General features: G+C 68.2%; 12 protein-coding genes. 9 read left to right on the top strand and 3 right to left on the bottom strand.

From position 1 onward, the window contains the following. The coding region (locus tag CW348_RS03270) for an exonuclease domain-containing protein (protein ID WP_287462736.1) at positions 1-663 on the bottom strand (663 nt) is incomplete at its 3' end. A 157-nt stretch (positions 664-820) separates the two neighbouring features. Here CW348_RS03270 and CW348_RS03265 point away from each other — a divergent pair. From CW348_RS03265 to CW348_RS03255, 3 genes are all read left to right on the top strand, one after another. Continuing rightward, the gene (locus tag CW348_RS03265; protein WP_011291475.1) at positions 821-2170 is read left to right on the top strand and encodes an NYN domain-containing protein; all 1350 of its coding nucleotides are present in this window, start codon (positions 821-823) and stop codon (positions 2168-2170) included. A 225-nt stretch (positions 2171-2395) separates the two neighbouring features. Beyond that, positions 2396-3391 (top strand): C40 family peptidase, encoded by a 996-nt coding sequence (locus tag CW348_RS03260; RefSeq protein WP_011291476.1) that lies wholly within the window; start codon positions 2396-2398, stop codon positions 3389-3391. Positions 3392-4090: 699 nt separating this feature from the next. Next, positions 4091-5113 (top strand): NlpC/P60 family protein, encoded by a 1023-nt coding sequence (locus CW348_RS03255; RefSeq protein ID WP_011291477.1) that lies wholly within the window; start codon positions 4091-4093, stop codon positions 5111-5113. A gap of 88 nt (positions 5114-5201) precedes the next feature. On the opposite strand, the gene CW348_RS03250 is transcribed toward CW348_RS03255, so the two are convergent. Next, positions 5202-6998 (bottom strand): long-chain fatty acid--CoA ligase, encoded by a 1797-nt coding sequence (locus CW348_RS03250; RefSeq protein WP_011291478.1) that lies wholly within the window; start codon positions 6996-6998, stop codon positions 5202-5204. A gap of 328 nt (positions 6999-7326) precedes the next feature. Here CW348_RS03250 and CW348_RS03245 point away from each other — a divergent pair, with 328 nt between their 5' ends. The 3 genes from CW348_RS03245 (at position 7327) to CW348_RS03235 (ending at position 9521) form a co-directional block, all read left to right on the top strand. Continuing rightward, positions 7327-7698, top strand: a complete 372-nt coding sequence (locus CW348_RS03245) for a hypothetical protein (RefSeq protein ID WP_152436233.1) — start codon at positions 7327-7329, stop codon at positions 7696-7698. Positions 7699-7827: 129 nt separating this feature from the next. Continuing rightward, on the top strand, positions 7828-8775 hold the full coding sequence (locus CW348_RS03240) for an ROK family glucokinase (RefSeq protein WP_011291480.1): 948 nt from the start codon (positions 7828-7830) through the stop codon (positions 8773-8775). Between the two features lie 47 nt (positions 8776-8822). Beyond that, positions 8823-9521 (top strand): endonuclease/exonuclease/phosphatase family protein, encoded by a 699-nt coding sequence (locus CW348_RS03235; protein ID WP_011291481.1) that lies wholly within the window; start codon positions 8823-8825, stop codon positions 9519-9521. 49 nt (positions 9522-9570) lie between these two features. On the opposite strand, the gene CW348_RS03230 is transcribed toward CW348_RS03235, so the two are convergent. Then, a complete protein-coding gene (locus tag CW348_RS03230; RefSeq protein ID WP_104612582.1) occupies positions 9571-10311 on the bottom strand; it encodes a hypothetical protein in 741 nt (246 codons plus the stop codon). A 590-nt stretch (positions 10312-10901) separates the two neighbouring features. On the opposite strand from CW348_RS03230, the gene CW348_RS03225 reads away from it, so the two are divergent. The 3 genes from CW348_RS03225 to thiI all read left to right on the top strand — a co-directional run bounded on the left by CW348_RS03225 (position 10902) and on the right by thiI (position 14472). Next, positions 10902-11720 carry a 1-acyl-sn-glycerol-3-phosphate acyltransferase gene (locus CW348_RS03225; RefSeq protein ID WP_011291483.1) on the top strand — a complete coding sequence of 273 codons (819 nt, stop codon included), beginning with the start codon at positions 10902-10904 and terminating at the stop codon, positions 11718-11720. A 296-nt stretch (positions 11721-12016) separates the two neighbouring features. Beyond that, positions 12017-13042, top strand: coding sequence for a 6-phosphofructokinase (locus CW348_RS03220; protein WP_016188467.1), 1026 nt, complete (start codon positions 12017-12019; stop codon positions 13040-13042). Between the two features lie 161 nt (positions 13043-13203). Continuing rightward, complete coding sequence (gene thiI / locus CW348_RS03215) at positions 13204-14472, top strand: tRNA uracil 4-sulfurtransferase ThiI (protein ID WP_011291485.1); 1269 nt, start codon at positions 13204-13206, stop codon at positions 14470-14472. Positions 14473-14512 lie beyond the last annotated feature (40 nt).

Below are 14512 nucleotides of genomic sequence, written 5' to 3'. Positions count from 1 at the left end.
GTCCACACCGCGGGCACGGAGCCGCCCCACCAGGCCGCGCAGCACGTCCGCGGTGGCGCGGGCGTCGTCGAGCGCCCGGTGGGCGGGCGGGTGGGCACCGAAGACCCGGGCGAGCGTGTCGAGCCGGTGATTGCGGACCTCGCCGCGCGGGACGAGGCGGCGGGCGAGCTGCAGCGTGTCCAGCACCGCGGGGGAGGGCCAGGGGATCCCGTGCCGGGCACACGCGGCTTTGAGGAAACGCACGTCGAACGGGGCGTTGTGCGCGACCAGCACGGTGCCGGGACGGAACCCGGCGAAATCCAGGAACGCGGAGAGCGCCGCCGCAGGCGAGGGCGCGGACTCCACCATGGCCGTGGTGATCCCGGTGAGCAGGGTGATCGACGCGGGCACAGGGGCGTGCGGGTTCACCAGGGTGGTGAACTCGTCCAGGACCTGTCCGTCGCGGAGACGCACCGCCCCGACCTCGATCAGCGCTGCCGTCGCCGGGTGGGTGCCGGTGGTCTCCACGTCGACCACCACGAACGTCACGTCCGCGAGGGGGCGGCCCAGGTCGTCGAAAGACCCCTGGACCAGGTCCTTGGGTACTGTCACCCCGCCAGGGTACGGCCCGGCCAGCGGTGGAGGGCCGCCGAGGAGCGGCACACGGTTTTCCCAGAAGAGCATGGAAAGATGGGGAAGACTGCCCGGAGCGCCGCGGTAGCCGGCGGGGACGCCCAGGTGTGATCGCGGCCGGGAGGGGCAGTCACACCGGCAGCAGCATAAGGAGGGAACAGACTGTGTGGGCGGCGACGGCGTCACCCGGAGACGATGGGGCACCGTCATGACAGACGATTCCGGGAATGCTGAGGAACGCGGACCGGAGCACGCGGACGACGAGACCTTGGACCGGCCGCTCCCCGAAGCGGTGCGCACCCGAGTCATCGAATACGGGGCCGAGATCCTCGGCATGATGCTCCCGACGGAGATCCCGCCGAGGCTGCGGAGGATCGCCAAGTTCGAACCGCGCCGTCGAGCGCGCCTGGCCGGACCTGACATCGCCGCGCAACTCGAGGCTGACGCAGAGTTCCGTTCCCGCGTCGCTGAGCGGATGCGGCAGGCGTGGCCGTCTCTCGTTGCGGAGCTTGACCAGGGGGAGCTGCCCCCCGCCGTGGACCCGGTCATCGCCGGGGCCGTCCTCTACGTGCTGCGGCCCCCAGGGTGGGCGGCAACCGTCCAGCAGATCCACGACGAACTGGAGCGCGAAGCCCGGGCCAAAGCCGCGGACGACACCGCGGAAACCCTCGTCGAACTGCAGACCAAACTGGACGAGATCAAAACCCAGCACCGCCAGGAAGTCCTCCGGCTCCGCGCGGAGCTGCGGGAGCACAAAGCGGAGATCGCGGAGCTGCGCCGCAAGCTCCACCACGAGCGCCAGCGCGCCAAAGAAGCGGTCCGCGGCGCAGAGCGTTCCATCGCCGAAGCCCAGGAGCACAGTGACGCCGCCGCGGCCCGGCTGCACGCCGTCGAAGCGGAGAACCGGAGGTTACGCAACCGGCTCGCTGCCGCGGAAGCCCAAGTGGAGAACGCCCGCCGGGCGGCCCGCGCGGCGCGCGGCGCCGAAGAAGCCCGCCTGCGGGTGCTGTTAGACGTGCTCCAAGAAGCCGCGCAAGGACTGCGCCGCGAACTGGCCTTGCCCGCGTCGATCACGCTCCCCGCCGACCTCGTGGCCGCCGAAGCGCGGTCAGGCACCGCGGAGATGCCGGGGCAGGGCCTGCCGGACGACGACCCCAAGTTCATCGACCAACTGCTGACGATCCCGCGGATCCACCTGCTCGTCGACGGCTACAACGTCACCAAGACCGGCTACGGTGACCGGCCGCTCGCCGACCAGCGCGCCAAGCTGCTCGCCGGTCTGGAAGGGCTCGCGTCCCAGACCAAAGCCGAGATCACGTGCGTGTTCGACGGCGCGGAAATCGACTCCCCGATCGCGCTGGTGAATTCCCGTCGGGTCCGCGTGCTGTTCAGCAGTCCCGGGGAGACCGCCGACGAATTGATCATCCGGCTGGTGCGGGCCGAACCGGAAGGGCGGCCCGTGGCCGTGGTCACCTCGGATAAAGAGATCATTGCGGCGGTACGGCGGGAAAAAGCGCGGACCGTCGCGTCCCCCCTGCTCCTCCGCCGTTTGGAATGAACGGTGCTGAGCTGGGAGAAGACGCCTGTGTCGAAAGTGGCAATTCTCTGCCACGGTTGAGCGGGTGGAAACTGGTCCGCTAAGTTCTCTAACCGGGGTCGTGGCTGTGCGCCCGTCCGGTGCTGCCGACTCCACACAACTTCCCTCGCGTCGTACCCCCCGACGCACCCCCCACGTCACCTAACCCCTCACGGTGAACCAGATTTAAGGAGCGTGTACCGCGCCATGACTAGTCAAGGTGGACGGCGCGCGGCTCGTCGAATCGCGACCGGACTTGGTTTCGTAGCGGCAAGCAGCCTCGTGCTGCCTCATGGGACCGCGCATGCTGAGCCGACCAAAGAAGAGGTCGAAGCCAAGCTCGAAGAACTCCACGAAGAGGCCAGCGCCCTCGTCGACGAGTACAACGCGGCCAAAGAGGAATACGACGCTGCCAAGGAAAAGGTCGAAGAGCTCGAAAAGCAGCTCGGGGACGAGGAGGAGCGCTACGAGGAGCTGCGGGAGAAGGTCTCCAGCTTCGCCAGCGCCGCCTACATGTCCCCCGACCTGGAGGCGGTGACGACGATCCTCTCCGTGGAGGACCCGGCGGACATCCTGGAGCAGTCCGCGGACCTCAGCTACCTCTCCGAGACCCAGCGGGCGGAACTTGAGGAGTTCTCCAACTCTTCCGAGCGGTTGATCCAGCTCAAGGAGGAGAACGAGGAGCTGCTCAAGGAAGCCGAGGAGAAGAAGGAAGAGGTCGAGAAGAAGCAGAAGGAAGTCGAAGAGAAGATCGAAGAGCAGGAGGCCCTGCTCGCCCAGTTCCCGGATGCCGACCCGCTCACCTCGGGCTCCAGCTCGACTGGCGGCACGTACACCGGTCCTGCTTCCGGCAACGCCCGCACCGCTCTCGACTTCGCCTATGCCCAGCTCGGCAAGCCCTACATCTGGGGCGGGACCGGTCCGGATGGCTACGACTGCTCCGGGCTGACCATGCGCGCCTGGGGTGCGGCCGGGGTGAGCCTGCCGCGCACCACGTACGCGCAGGCCACCGTCGGCACCCGGGTCAGCTACAACAGCATGCAGCCGGGCGACCTCGTCTTCTTCTACCCCGAGCTGAGTCACGTGGGACTGTACGTGGGCAACGGGCAGATGATCCACGCCCCCAGCTCGGGACGGACCATCGAGGTGGTCTCCCTTTCCGGCTACTGGAGCCAGCACTTCCAGTTCGCGGTGCGCCCGTAGCCCGCTCACGAGGGGAGCGGAACGGGGGTTCCCCTGGGGGAACGGGACGGCCGTGCCCGCACGGGCAGAGCTGCGGTCCCGTGGGGTGAACCGCCGTCACCGGGCGCCGCGCACCGGTCGTTGCCTGGGGGTGGCGGCACGTGCCGCCACCCCCAGGTGTTTTTCCGAGGGCTGCTCCCCGGCGGCAGGCTGTGTGCTGTCCCGCTGGCCCAGCCCGCCACGACGGGGCCGGGACGGACGGCGGCCCGGGAGCGGTGCGCGCTTGGCCCTGGCTTGGCCGTGGCGTGGCGTCCGCATGGCCGTGACTATTCCAGCCTGATCCGGGCCACGGCCCGCAGCAGCGGGATACGTCCGCTTTTCCGCGCCAGACGGGGATTCGGGCCGATCATGCGGTGATTTTGGACTTGACGAATTTTGTGCAGAACATAACGAATTGGTTGAGAGTGTTGGCGCGGATGCACTATGTTCATCCCGAGCGGAGTCGTGACTCTCGCCATCACCCGATGGCAGCGACCGCTCCCGCCGCACTCCGCGATCTCTCTCGCACCTTCAGACCGCGGAGACCGGGGAACCTCCCTCCCGGCGCGTAATCCCCACTCCACCGTGCCGGAGAGTCCTTCTGCTGACGGGGCGTCTCTCCCGCCCTGTACTGCCCAGTCCTACCGGTAGGCGGAAACGGGAGAAAGGTGTGCCACAACCGTGGATGATGACCGCCATCACCGTGGCTTCTGGCGCCGCCGTCTGACGGCCGCGGGCGTCATCGCCGCAAGCCTCCTCGCCCTCACCCCCGGGGTCGCCTACGCCGAGCCGACCGCCGACGAGGTCCGCGAGGAGATCGAACGGCTGGAACAAGAGTTCTCCGAGCTCAACGAGGCCTACAACAAGGCGAAAGAAGAGCACGAGGCCGCTAAGGAGAAACTCGAAGAGATCACCGAGGACCTGGAGGAGACCGAAGAGGAACTCGACGGCCTCCAAGGGTCGATCAGGGTGCTCGCCAACACCGCCTACAGCGGGGTCGACTACAGCTCGCTGGTCTACCTGATCGGCTCCGACAACCCCGACGACATGCTAGTCCAGTCAGCGGACCTGCACTACCTGTCGGTCAGCCAGCAGAACAAGCTGGAGCGCTACACCGAGCAGCGGGAGAAGTTGGAGCAGCTCCGCCAGGAGGCGGAAGAGACCGAGCAGGAAGCCCAGGCCAAGCTCGACGAAGCTGAGGAGGCCCGTGAGGAGGGCGAGGCGCGGATCGCCGAGCAGGAAGCCCTGCTCGAAGAGCTCACCGCGGAAGAGCAGGCTGCGGCGACGGCCGGGATCAACACGGTCAGCTCCTCGGGGACGACCTACACCGGTCCGGCCACCGGCAAAGCCAAGATCGCCCTGGACTTCGCCTTCGCCCAGATCGGCAAGCCCTACATCTGGGGCGGGACTGGGCCGAACGGCTACGACTGCTCCGGGCTGACCCAGGCCGCGTGGGCGGCCGCGGGGGTGAGCCTGCCGCGGGTCTCGCAGGACCAGTTCTACGCCGGCCAGCGCGTCTCCTGGGAGAACATCCAAGGTGGCGACCTGCTGTTCTTCTACGACAGTGTGGCGCCCACCCACGTGGGCATGGCCACCGGGGACGGCCGGATGATCCACGCCTCCACGTCGTCCAAGCCGATCGGCGTGGTGGAGCTCACCTCCTACTACCGGCAGAACTTCGTCGGGGCGGTCCGTCCCGGCTAACCGGCCCCGCTAGGCCTGGCCAACATGACAGGGCTCCCGCCGCACGTGCGGCGGGAGCCCTGGTTCATTCCGTGCCGGAGAGGCCCGGTCACTCGGCGTAGAGCGCCTCGATCTCCGCGCTGAACTGCTTTTCGATGACGTGCCGCTTGAGTTTCAGCGACGCGGTCATGTGGCCTTCAGCCTCGCTGAAGTCCACCGGCAGGATGGCGAACTTCCGTACCGACTCGGCCCGGGAGACCGCCTTGTTGCCGTCGTCCACCGCCTTCTGCACGGTGGCCCGCAGGTCGGGGTCGTCCACCAGCTCGGCGATGGTGCCGGTCTTGTTGTGCTGCTTCTTCCAGAACTCGAAGGCTTCCGGGTCGATGGTGATGAGCGCGGCGACGAACTTGCGGTTGTCGCCGACGACCATGCACTGGCTGACGATCGCGTGGCTGCGGATCCGGTCCTCGATGACCGCGGGGGCGACGTTCTTCCCGCCTGCGGTGACGATGATCTCCTTCTTCCGCCCGGTGATCCGCAGGAAGCCTTCCTCGTCGAGTTCGCCGATGTCGCCGCTGCGGTACCAGCCGTCCTCGGTGAACGCCTCCTTCGTCGCCTTCGGGTTGTTCCAGTAGCCGCGCATCACGTTGTCGCCCTTGACGAGGATCTCCCCGTCGTCGGCGATCCGGATCGACGTGCCGGGGATGGGGCGGCCCACCGTGCCGATCTTGTTGGTGTCGGGGGCGTTCGCGGTGGTGGGGGCGGACGTCTCGGTCAGACCGTAGCCTTCCAGGACGGTCAGGCCGATCCCGCGGAAGAAGTGGCCGAGCCGCTCACCCAGGGCGGAACCACCGGAGACGGCGTACTTGGCCTGCCCGCCCACCGCAGCCAGGATCTTGCGGTAGACGAGCAGGCTGAACACGGCGCGCTTGAGACGCAGCCCCAGGCTCACCTTCCCGGTGTCCAGCGCCTTGCTGTAGGCGATGGCGGTCTCCGCGGCCTTCCGGAAGATGTCGCCCTTGCCACTGGCGATGGCCTTCTGCTCAGCCTTGTTGTAGACCTTCTCGAACACGCGGGGCACGGCAAGCAGGAACATGGGGCGGAACGAAGCGAGCGCGTCCAGCAGGTCCGGGCCGGTGGAGGGGAAGTGGCCCATGACGGTCTTCGTCTCCACGCAGCCGACCTGGATGATGCGGGCCAGCGAGTGCGCCAGCGGGAGGAACAGGAGGGTGGAGCGCCCCTCCATGGTGAAGACGTCCTTCATGGGGCCGCTGTTGACGCTCATGACGTCGAAGGCCAGGTTGCGCTGGGTGAGCTCGCAGCCTTTGGGACGGCCGGTGGTGCCCGAGGTGTAGATCAGGGTGGCGAGGTCGTCGAGGCCGGTGGCGGCGCGGCGCTCCTCCACCACCGAGTCAGCCACGTCCGCGCCGGTGGCGACGAAAGCGGGGAAGCTGTCGCTTTCGATCTGCACGATGCGGTCGGGTTCCAGGAGTTGTGCGGAGACAGCCCGGACTCGTTCCGCGTGCTCGTCGTTCTCCACGAAGGCGAGCGTGCTTCCCGAGTCGCGGAGGATCCACTCGACCTGCTCTTCGGAGGAGGTGTCGAAGATGGGGACGGTCACTCCGCCGATGGTCCAGATGGCGTAGTCGATGACGGTCCACTCGTAGCGGGTCCGCGACATGAGCGCTACCCGGTCGCCGTGGTTGATCCCGGCGGCGATGAGCGCCTTGGCCACGCCCATGACGTCGCGGTGGAATTCAGCGCAGGTCACGTCTCGCCACGCACCGTCCACGAGCCGCCGGAACATCACGGCGTTGGGCTCCTGAGCCGCACGGGTGAAGACGGTGTCAGTGAGTCGTGTATCCGGGTCAAGTTCCTTTACCGCGGGGGTGGTGTACTCACGCACTGTTCAGCTCCTGATGTTGTGCGGGCATGGCAAGAGAGTGTGACGACGGTAACAATTTACGCTACTGGTTGGTAGCATTTGTGCCTATTTGGTACCGGATGGTGATCCGGCTGCCACGCCCCGAACTGGACCGTTGTACTGTCCGTGACCGCGCGTGCCAGTGAGCCGGGTCCGGCGAGGTAAGTATGGCGCACCTCGCCTGCGAGGGGAGGTTTCGGGGCATATCGTGGAACTCGGATCAACAGTGCGCGGTTGGCAATCTGGCGCAGACAGTACCGCAGCAGACGGTTACGGTGAGAAGAGGCAACCGAGCGACAGACGGATGACCATGGCCAGTTCCCACCGCAACCAGGATCCGAGCGAGATCATCGACGAAGCGCTGCGCCTCGTGGACGCCGTGCAGCGCAGGCTGCTCACCGCCGCCATCCGGCGGCAAGTCCAGAACGCCGCCTCTCCGCCGCCGCGCAGCGATGATGTATGGGCAGAGGCGATCCGGCAGGAGACAGAGCCGGAGGCCCCGCTGACCGACCAGGTGCTCGACATCGCGCGCGAAACCCTGCCCGAAATCGGCCGCCACCTGAGCGCCGCGGGCGCGCTGATGTTCGACGCTATGAGTCGTAGTCTGTCCGCGGTGGAGCGTTCGCTGCGGTCCCGTCCCGGGAACGGCGCCGCCGGAACTCCCGCTGACGGGGAACAATAGACCCGTCAGCGCAAGGGTCGACCGGCCAGGCCGATCGTCGACACTGGTTTAATCCAATGGTTTACTCCATTCGGCGAGTCCCAGGGCACTCGGACGTGAGCTCGGGCATGAGGTGAAAGGGAGCCGACCATGCGGTTGACGATCGGCGTGGACATCGGTGGCACCAAGGTGGCCGCCGGCGTTGTCGATGTTGACGGCCGGATCCTGACGAGGGTCAAGCACCCCACTCCCGCCGACGGCGACGCCCTCGCCGATGTGGTCTGCGACACCGTTGACGAACTCGCGGGACATTACCCCGCCGGCGCCATCGGCGGAGTCGGCGTGGGTATCGCCGGGTTCGTCGACGAGAATCGTTCCACCGTCATCTTTGCCCCCAACCTGGACCTGTGCAAAGAACCACTGCGCGACCGCATCCGGCGCCGGATCGACCTTCCCGTCATCATCGAGAACGACGCCAATGCGGCGGCGTGGGGCGAAGCACGGTTCGGCGCAGGCCGCGGCGTCGACCATGTGGTGTGCGTCACCCTAGGCACCGGGATCGGGGGCGGCATCATCCTCAACGGGCAACTGTTCAGAGGCCGCTACGGGGTGGGCGCGGAAATCGGCCACTACCGCGTAGTCCCGGACGGGCGCCTGTGCGGCTGCGGCAACCGGGGCTGCTGGGAGAAGTACGCCAGCGGACGCGCCCTCGTCGCTGAAGCGCGCGAGCTGGCCCGCACCGACCCCCGGCGCGCCAAGCGGCTCCTCGACTTCGCGGACGGCGACCCGGAACGCCTCCAAGGGCACCACATCACCCAGGCCGCCCTCGAAGGCGACGCTGCCGCGCTGGAATGCTTCACCACCCTCGGCACCTGGGTGGGGCAAGGGCTAGCCGACCTCGCCGCGATCCTCGACCCGGAACGGTTCGTCATCGGCGGCGGGGTCTGCGAAGCCGGAGAAATCCTGCTCGGCCCGATCCGCGACTCTTTCGCGCGCAACGTCACCGGCCGCCAGGTGCGGACCCTCGCCGACATCCGGATCGCGGAACTCGGGTCGGCGGCGGGCATCGTGGGTGCGGCCGACCTCGTGCGCTGCTAACCGAAAAGAGCATGGGAGAGGCGCGCCAGGCGGGGTAGCCGCCGGATATGGCCGCTGTGCTGCGCGTGCTGTCCTACAACATCCGGTCCCTACGCGACGATCCCCTGGCCGTCGCGCGGGTCATCCGGTCGTGCCGCCCTGATGTGGTCTGCCTGCAGGAAGCTCCCCGGCACCTGCTGTGGCAGACCAAACGACGGTGGCTGGCCCGCCGCTGTGGTCTCCGCCTCGCGGTGGGCCGCCGCCCCGGCGGCCTGGAAATCCTCACCGCCCCCACCCTCGCAGTCGACCACTGCAGCCACCGCCTGCTGCACCGCTATCCCCGGCTGCACCAGCGCGCCTTGGCCATCGCGCTGATCCGCCGGGGCCGCCGCCGCATCGCCGTGGCCGTCAGCCACCTCGACCTGCAGGCGCGGGCCCGGTACGCGCACGCCGCCCAGCTCCTCGCCTTCCTGGGAATGCAGCCCGCCCCCGCGGTGCTGGCCGTCGACGTCAACGAGCGGCCCGACGGGCCAGCCTGGCAGATGCTCGCCACCCACCTGGTGGACGCGGGCGCCCACGGCCCGGAAGGCGGAGAGCCGACCTTCCCGTCCTGGCGGCCCCGCAGCCGGATCGACACGATCTTCGTCGACCGGCGTCTTACCGTGCGCGCCGCAGGAATCCCCGCGGCACCGGCCCGCCGCGACCTCGTCGCAGCCAGCGACCACCTTCCGGTCCTCGCGGAGATCGCCTTACCGGGCGAGGAATAGTCCGCCTGCCCGCGGGCTGCCCACCCGGACAGCGACTCGGGCCGCGGGCCTAGACCACCGCCCCGTCGTCCGGACCGGAGGGCTGGTCGCCCATGCGGATCAGCAGCACGACAAACCCCGTCACGAACGAGCACAGCGCCACCAGCACCAGCCAGCCGGGCACCGCCATGCCCAGCAGGGTGATGACCAGCAGCAGGACGGGCCCGCCCAGCAGACCGGCCCAGGCGAGCCTGCCGACCAGGTCCCCACGGGGCAGCGGCGGCGGGGGAGGAGGGACGTAACGCTCCTGGTCGCTGTCGTCGACGCCGGCGGGCTCCCCCACCGGGGGGTGGAACGGCCGAGGCGGCAGCACGTGGTCCTCGGCGTCGTCCGGATCCTCCGGTTCGGGGCGGTCGGAGACGTTCTCTATCTCAGGCCAGGTGGACTCGGAAGCATCGGAGGTGTAGTACCGCGCCACGAGATCCGCCCAGACCTCGTCCGGGTCTGTGTCGGCGTTCGGGGACGGCTCCGCGTCCTCCGCCTGGTCCGCACCCTCCGTGACACGATCGGCGAGCTCCGGAAGTTCGGCGCGCAGCACCGCCACCGCGGCCGCGCGCTCCTTAGCGTCCACGTACAAGCGGTCCGTGGCCTCCGTGTCCGCGGACTCCGCCGCGGGGCCCACGGTGACCGCGTAGGCGGCGATCCCGGCCCGGCCGAGCGCTTCGAGCATCGTGTCGGCGAGCGCGGGGGTGAGCAGGAGCAGCGGGACGTAGGAGTCAGCAAGCAGACCATTGCCGCGGCGCTCAGTCATGTCCGGCCCCTTCCCCGCGTCCGGCGGCGCGCACAGAAGCGCCCCAGCCGTCGACGGCGGTCCCCGTGCCGCGTCCGCAGGAAGGAACCGCGGCATGGACCGTCCTCGGTGTGAAGGATACGCAGCGCTCCCGGAGCGGGAGCACCGCCAGTGCTCCGGGAACCGTCCAGGACAGGCTGTCAGGCAGCGCGGCGGCCTGCGCTTCCCGTGGCGGCCAGGGCGGGGCAGCGGGGAACAGCTCACAGGGTGGGACGGCTGCTCTGGGTGCTGGCCGTGGTGTGGGGCACGCCGGCCGCGGGCTCCGGGGAGATCCATAGCACCGGGTGGTGCTGGTCTTCCGGCACAGCGCAGCTTCCGCGAACAACGGCATTGCAGACCCTTCCAGGCGGTGAGACGGCCAGCGGGGGGAACACTGGAATTACGAAACTAGCCGAGCGCCGCGGCACTCGGTAGTCCTCTTCGTCCGTGGCGCCATGGTGGCTTTGGCGGTGTCCCCCACCAGATGGGAAGATGACCACGATTGTCAGTGGCAGCGGGAGAACGACTATGGCCGTGCCGGACGGGCACTCCCGCATAGGCAGAGGTGAACCGTGTTCTACTGGGTGCTCAAGGCAACTCTCGGACCGGTGCTCGCGGTGCTGTGGCAGCCGCGTGCCTACGGAGTGGAGAACGTCCCTCGCCACGGGCCTGCCATTTTGGTGGGCAACCACCTGTCCTTCTCGGACCATTTCTTCGGTCCGCTACCGCTGCCCCGGAAGATCACCTTTCTCGCTAAAGCCGAATATTTCACCGGAAAAGGGATCAAAGGCTTTCTCAGTCGCCTCTTCTTCACCGGCGTAGGCCAGATCCCCATCGACCGGTCCGGAGGCAAGGCGAGCGAGGCGGCGCTCCGCACCGGACTGCGCGTGCTGGAGCAGGGCAAGCTGCTGGGCATCTACCCTGAGGGCACCCGCTCCCCAGACGGCAGGCTGTACCGGGGGCGCACCGGGGTGGCCAGGCTCGCGTTGGAAGCAAAAGTCCCGGTCATCCCGATGGCGATGATTAACGCGGACAAGATCATGCCGCCCGGCAAGATCATTCCGCGGCTCGGTATCCGGCCCATCGTCAAATTCGGCAAGCCCATGGACTTCTCCCGCTACTACGGGCTGGAGAAGGATCCGCGGGTGCTGCGGGCGATCACCGACGAGATCATGTACGCCCTCATGGAACTGTCCGGGCAGGAGTACGTGGACCGCTACGCCCAGACAGTGAAAGCCGAGCTGGCGGCCGCCGCCCAGCAGGAGAAGAAAGAGGAGCAGCAGTCCCGCAAGGAGCAGCGGCGCGCCCGACGGGAAGCGAAGCGGCGGGAACGCGCCCGCCGCAAGGCGGAACGCAAGCGGAAGAAGAAAACGGAGTCCGCACAGCCGTGATTCCGCTCACGCTGCCGGGCTGCGCCGGACAGAAACTACGGCGCAACCTGGTCGTTTGGAAGACCGATCACGGGTAGTGACCCGCGCGGGAAAAGCCACGGGACGAACGGACGGACGCGCGAGTTGGCCTCGACTCTCGCGAGCGCTATGGTCTAGACCATACGATGGTTGCTGCGTGAGAACGCGGTCCTGCCGTGTGCGTTCCGCGCCCGCGGGGCATCGCCCCGGCCGGGAGCGGTCGTTTTCGTGACTCCCGTGGCACACGGGATTCCAGACGATTCAAGGAGTACACGCAAATGCGAGTCGGGGTACTGACCGGGGGTGGCGACTGCCCGGGCCTGAACGCGGTCATCCGTGCGGTGGTCCGTAAGGGCATCAAGGAATACGGATACGAGTTCGTCGGATTCCGTGACGGGTGGCGCGGCCCCCTGGAAGGCGACACCATGCCGCTGGACATCGAGGCGGTCCGCGGCATCCTCCCGCGCGGCGGTACCATCCTCGGCTCCTCGCGCACCAACCTCATGAAGATCGAGGGCGGTGTCGAGCGGGTCAAGGACAACATGGCCGCGCTCGGGGTGGACGCGCTCGTCGCAATCGGCGGTGAGGACACCCTCGGCGTCGCGCGCCAGCTCCACGACCACGGTGTCAACGTGGTCGGTGTGCCCAAGACCATCGACAACGACCTCAACGCCACCGACTACACCTTCGGCTTCGACACTGCGGTCAACATCGCGACCGAGGCCATCGACCGCCTGCACACCACCGCCGAGTCGCACCACCGTGCCCTGGTCGTCGAGGTCATGGGCCGCCACGCGGGCTGGATTGCGCTGCACGCGGGCATGGCGGCCGGCGCCAACGTCATCCTGATCCCCGAGCGCCCATTCGACATCGACGAGGTCGTCGCCTACGTCGAAAGCCGCTTCAAGACCAACTACGCGCCGATCATCGTGGTCGCCGAGGGCGCCCACCCGAAGGAGGGCCAGCTCACCCTGGCCAGCGCGGAACGCGACTCCTTCGGCCACGTCCGCCTCGGCGGCATCGGCCAGCGCCTCGCCGAAGAGATCGAGGCGCGCACCGGCAAGGAAGCCCGCTCGGTGGTCCTGGGCCACGTGCAGCGCGGCGGTACGCCGTCCGCCTTCGACCGGGTGCTGGCCACCCGGCTGGGCCTGCACGCCATCACCGCGGTCCACGACAAGGACTTCGGCAAGATGGTCGCCCTGCGCGGCACCGAAATCGTCCGCGTTGACCTGTCCGAAGCCACCGACCAGCTCAAGACTGTCCCGGTCGAGCGGTACGAGGAAGCCGAAGTCTTCTTCGGCTAAATTCCCGTAGGATTTCTCGCGGCTCCCAGCGGAGAATGCTGGGAGCCGCGGTCGTGTCCGCGTGAAGAGAACAAAACGCTTGCGTCCCTGGTTGATACTGGGAGGTAAGCAGTTTTCTCTGCACTGATCCCATCCGACTCGCAACCACCGGAGGTATTGCCATGTCCGCCTCGCTCGACTCCACCACCGTCGACGCGCGTGCGGACGGCGCGGTCGGGACAGCCGCGCAGGAGCTGGGCGAGCTGTGTGTGCTCCTGAAGCTCGGGGAGATCGTGCTCAAGGGCAGCAACCGGCACCTGTTCGAGCGCCGTCTGCAGAACAACATCCGCGCCGCCGCTAAAGGCCTGCCCGAATTCCGGCTCTCCCAGCGCAAAGGCATCATCATGCTGCGCATGCCCGGTGCCTCCGACCTCGAAGTGGCCCAGCTGGCCGAGCGCATGCGCAACGTCATGGGGATCGTGTGGGTGCACCTGGTGCGCCGGGTCGCCAAAGACGTGGACACCGTCACCCAGGTCGCGGTGCAGGCCATGGCCGACCGCTCCGGCTCTTTCGCGGTGCGGGCCCGCCGCCGGGACAAGCGTTTCCCCATGATCTCCTCGGAGCTGGCCGGGCACGTGGGCGCCGCGATCAAACGCGCCTACCCCCACCTGACCGTCAACCTCTCCCAGCCCGACCACACGGTCCAGATCGAGGTCGACAAAGACGAGGTGTTCGTCTTCACCGACGGCATCCCCGGCCAGGGCGGCCTCCCGGTAGGCATGAGTGGACGCGGCCTGGTCCTGCTGTCCGGCGGGATCGACTCCCCGGTCGCGGCCTACCGCATGATGCGCCGCGGGCTCCGGCTCGACTTCCTGCACTTCTCCGGCATGCCGTTCACCGGACCGGAGTCCATCTACAAGGCGTACAGCCTGGTCCGGCAGCTCGACCGCTTCCAGAACGGCTCCCGGCTGTACGTGGTGCCGTTCGGCAAGGCCCAGCAGCAGCTCCGCAACTCCGGCGCGGAACGGCTGCAGATCGTCGCTCAGCGGCGCCTCATGCTCAAAACCGCGGAAGCCCTTGCCGACCGGCTCAACGCCAGCGCGCTGGTCACCGGGGACGCCCTCGGCCAAGTGTCCAGCCAGACCCTGGCCAACATCACCGCCCTGGACGACGCTGTGGACCTGCCGATCCTGCGTCCGCTGATCGGCATGGACAAGACCGAGATCATGGACCAGGCCCGCGCCATCGGCACGCTCACCATCTCCGAGCTGCCCGACGAGGACTGCTGCACCATGCTCACCCCGCGGCAGGTGGAGACTGCGGCCAAGATCGCCGATCTGCGGCAGATCGAGAAGCGACTGGACGTTGAAGAACTCGCCGAACACCTGGCCAGCAACGTGCAACTGCACCGCCCCAGCTTCCTGGGCGAGGAGGAGAACACCGCAGCCTGACCGGACCTTCCGCGCCCGCCGCACCCGGCCGCGACGGGCG

It is taken from the genome of Thermobifida sp. (genome assembly GCF_017577275.1).
In the GTDB taxonomy this organism is placed as follows: Bacteria; Actinomycetota; Actinomycetes; order Streptosporangiales; family Streptosporangiaceae; genus Thermobifida; species Thermobifida fusca.
The sequence above is the reverse complement of the archived record's forward strand: the minus strand, read 5'-3'. Positions and strand labels throughout refer to the sequence as shown.

Bases quoted from the DNA above. Each gene is read 5' to 3' on its own strand.
- CW348_RS03265 (WP_011291475.1), top strand. From the start codon at position 821: ATGACAGACGATTCCGGGAATGCTGAGGAACGCGGACCGGAGCACGCG.
- CW348_RS03260 (WP_011291476.1), top strand. From the start codon at position 2,396: ATGACTAGTCAAGGTGGACGGCGCGCGGCTCGTCGAATCGCGACCGGA.
- CW348_RS03245 (WP_152436233.1), top strand. From the start codon at position 7,327: ATGGCCAGTTCCCACCGCAACCAGGATCCGAGCGAGATCATCGACGAA.
- CW348_RS03240 (WP_011291480.1), top strand. From the start codon at position 7,828: ATGCGGTTGACGATCGGCGTGGACATCGGTGGCACCAAGGTGGCCGCC.
- CW348_RS03235 (WP_011291481.1), top strand. From the start codon at position 8,823: ATGGCCGCTGTGCTGCGCGTGCTGTCCTACAACATCCGGTCCCTACGC.
- CW348_RS03230 (WP_104612582.1), bottom strand. From the start codon at position 10,311: ATGACTGAGCGCCGCGGCAATGGTCTGCTTGCTGACTCCTACGTCCCG.
- CW348_RS03220 (WP_016188467.1), top strand. From the start codon at position 12,017: ATGCGAGTCGGGGTACTGACCGGGGGTGGCGACTGCCCGGGCCTGAAC.
- thiI (WP_011291485.1), top strand. From the start codon at position 13,204: ATGTCCGCCTCGCTCGACTCCACCACCGTCGACGCGCGTGCGGACGGC.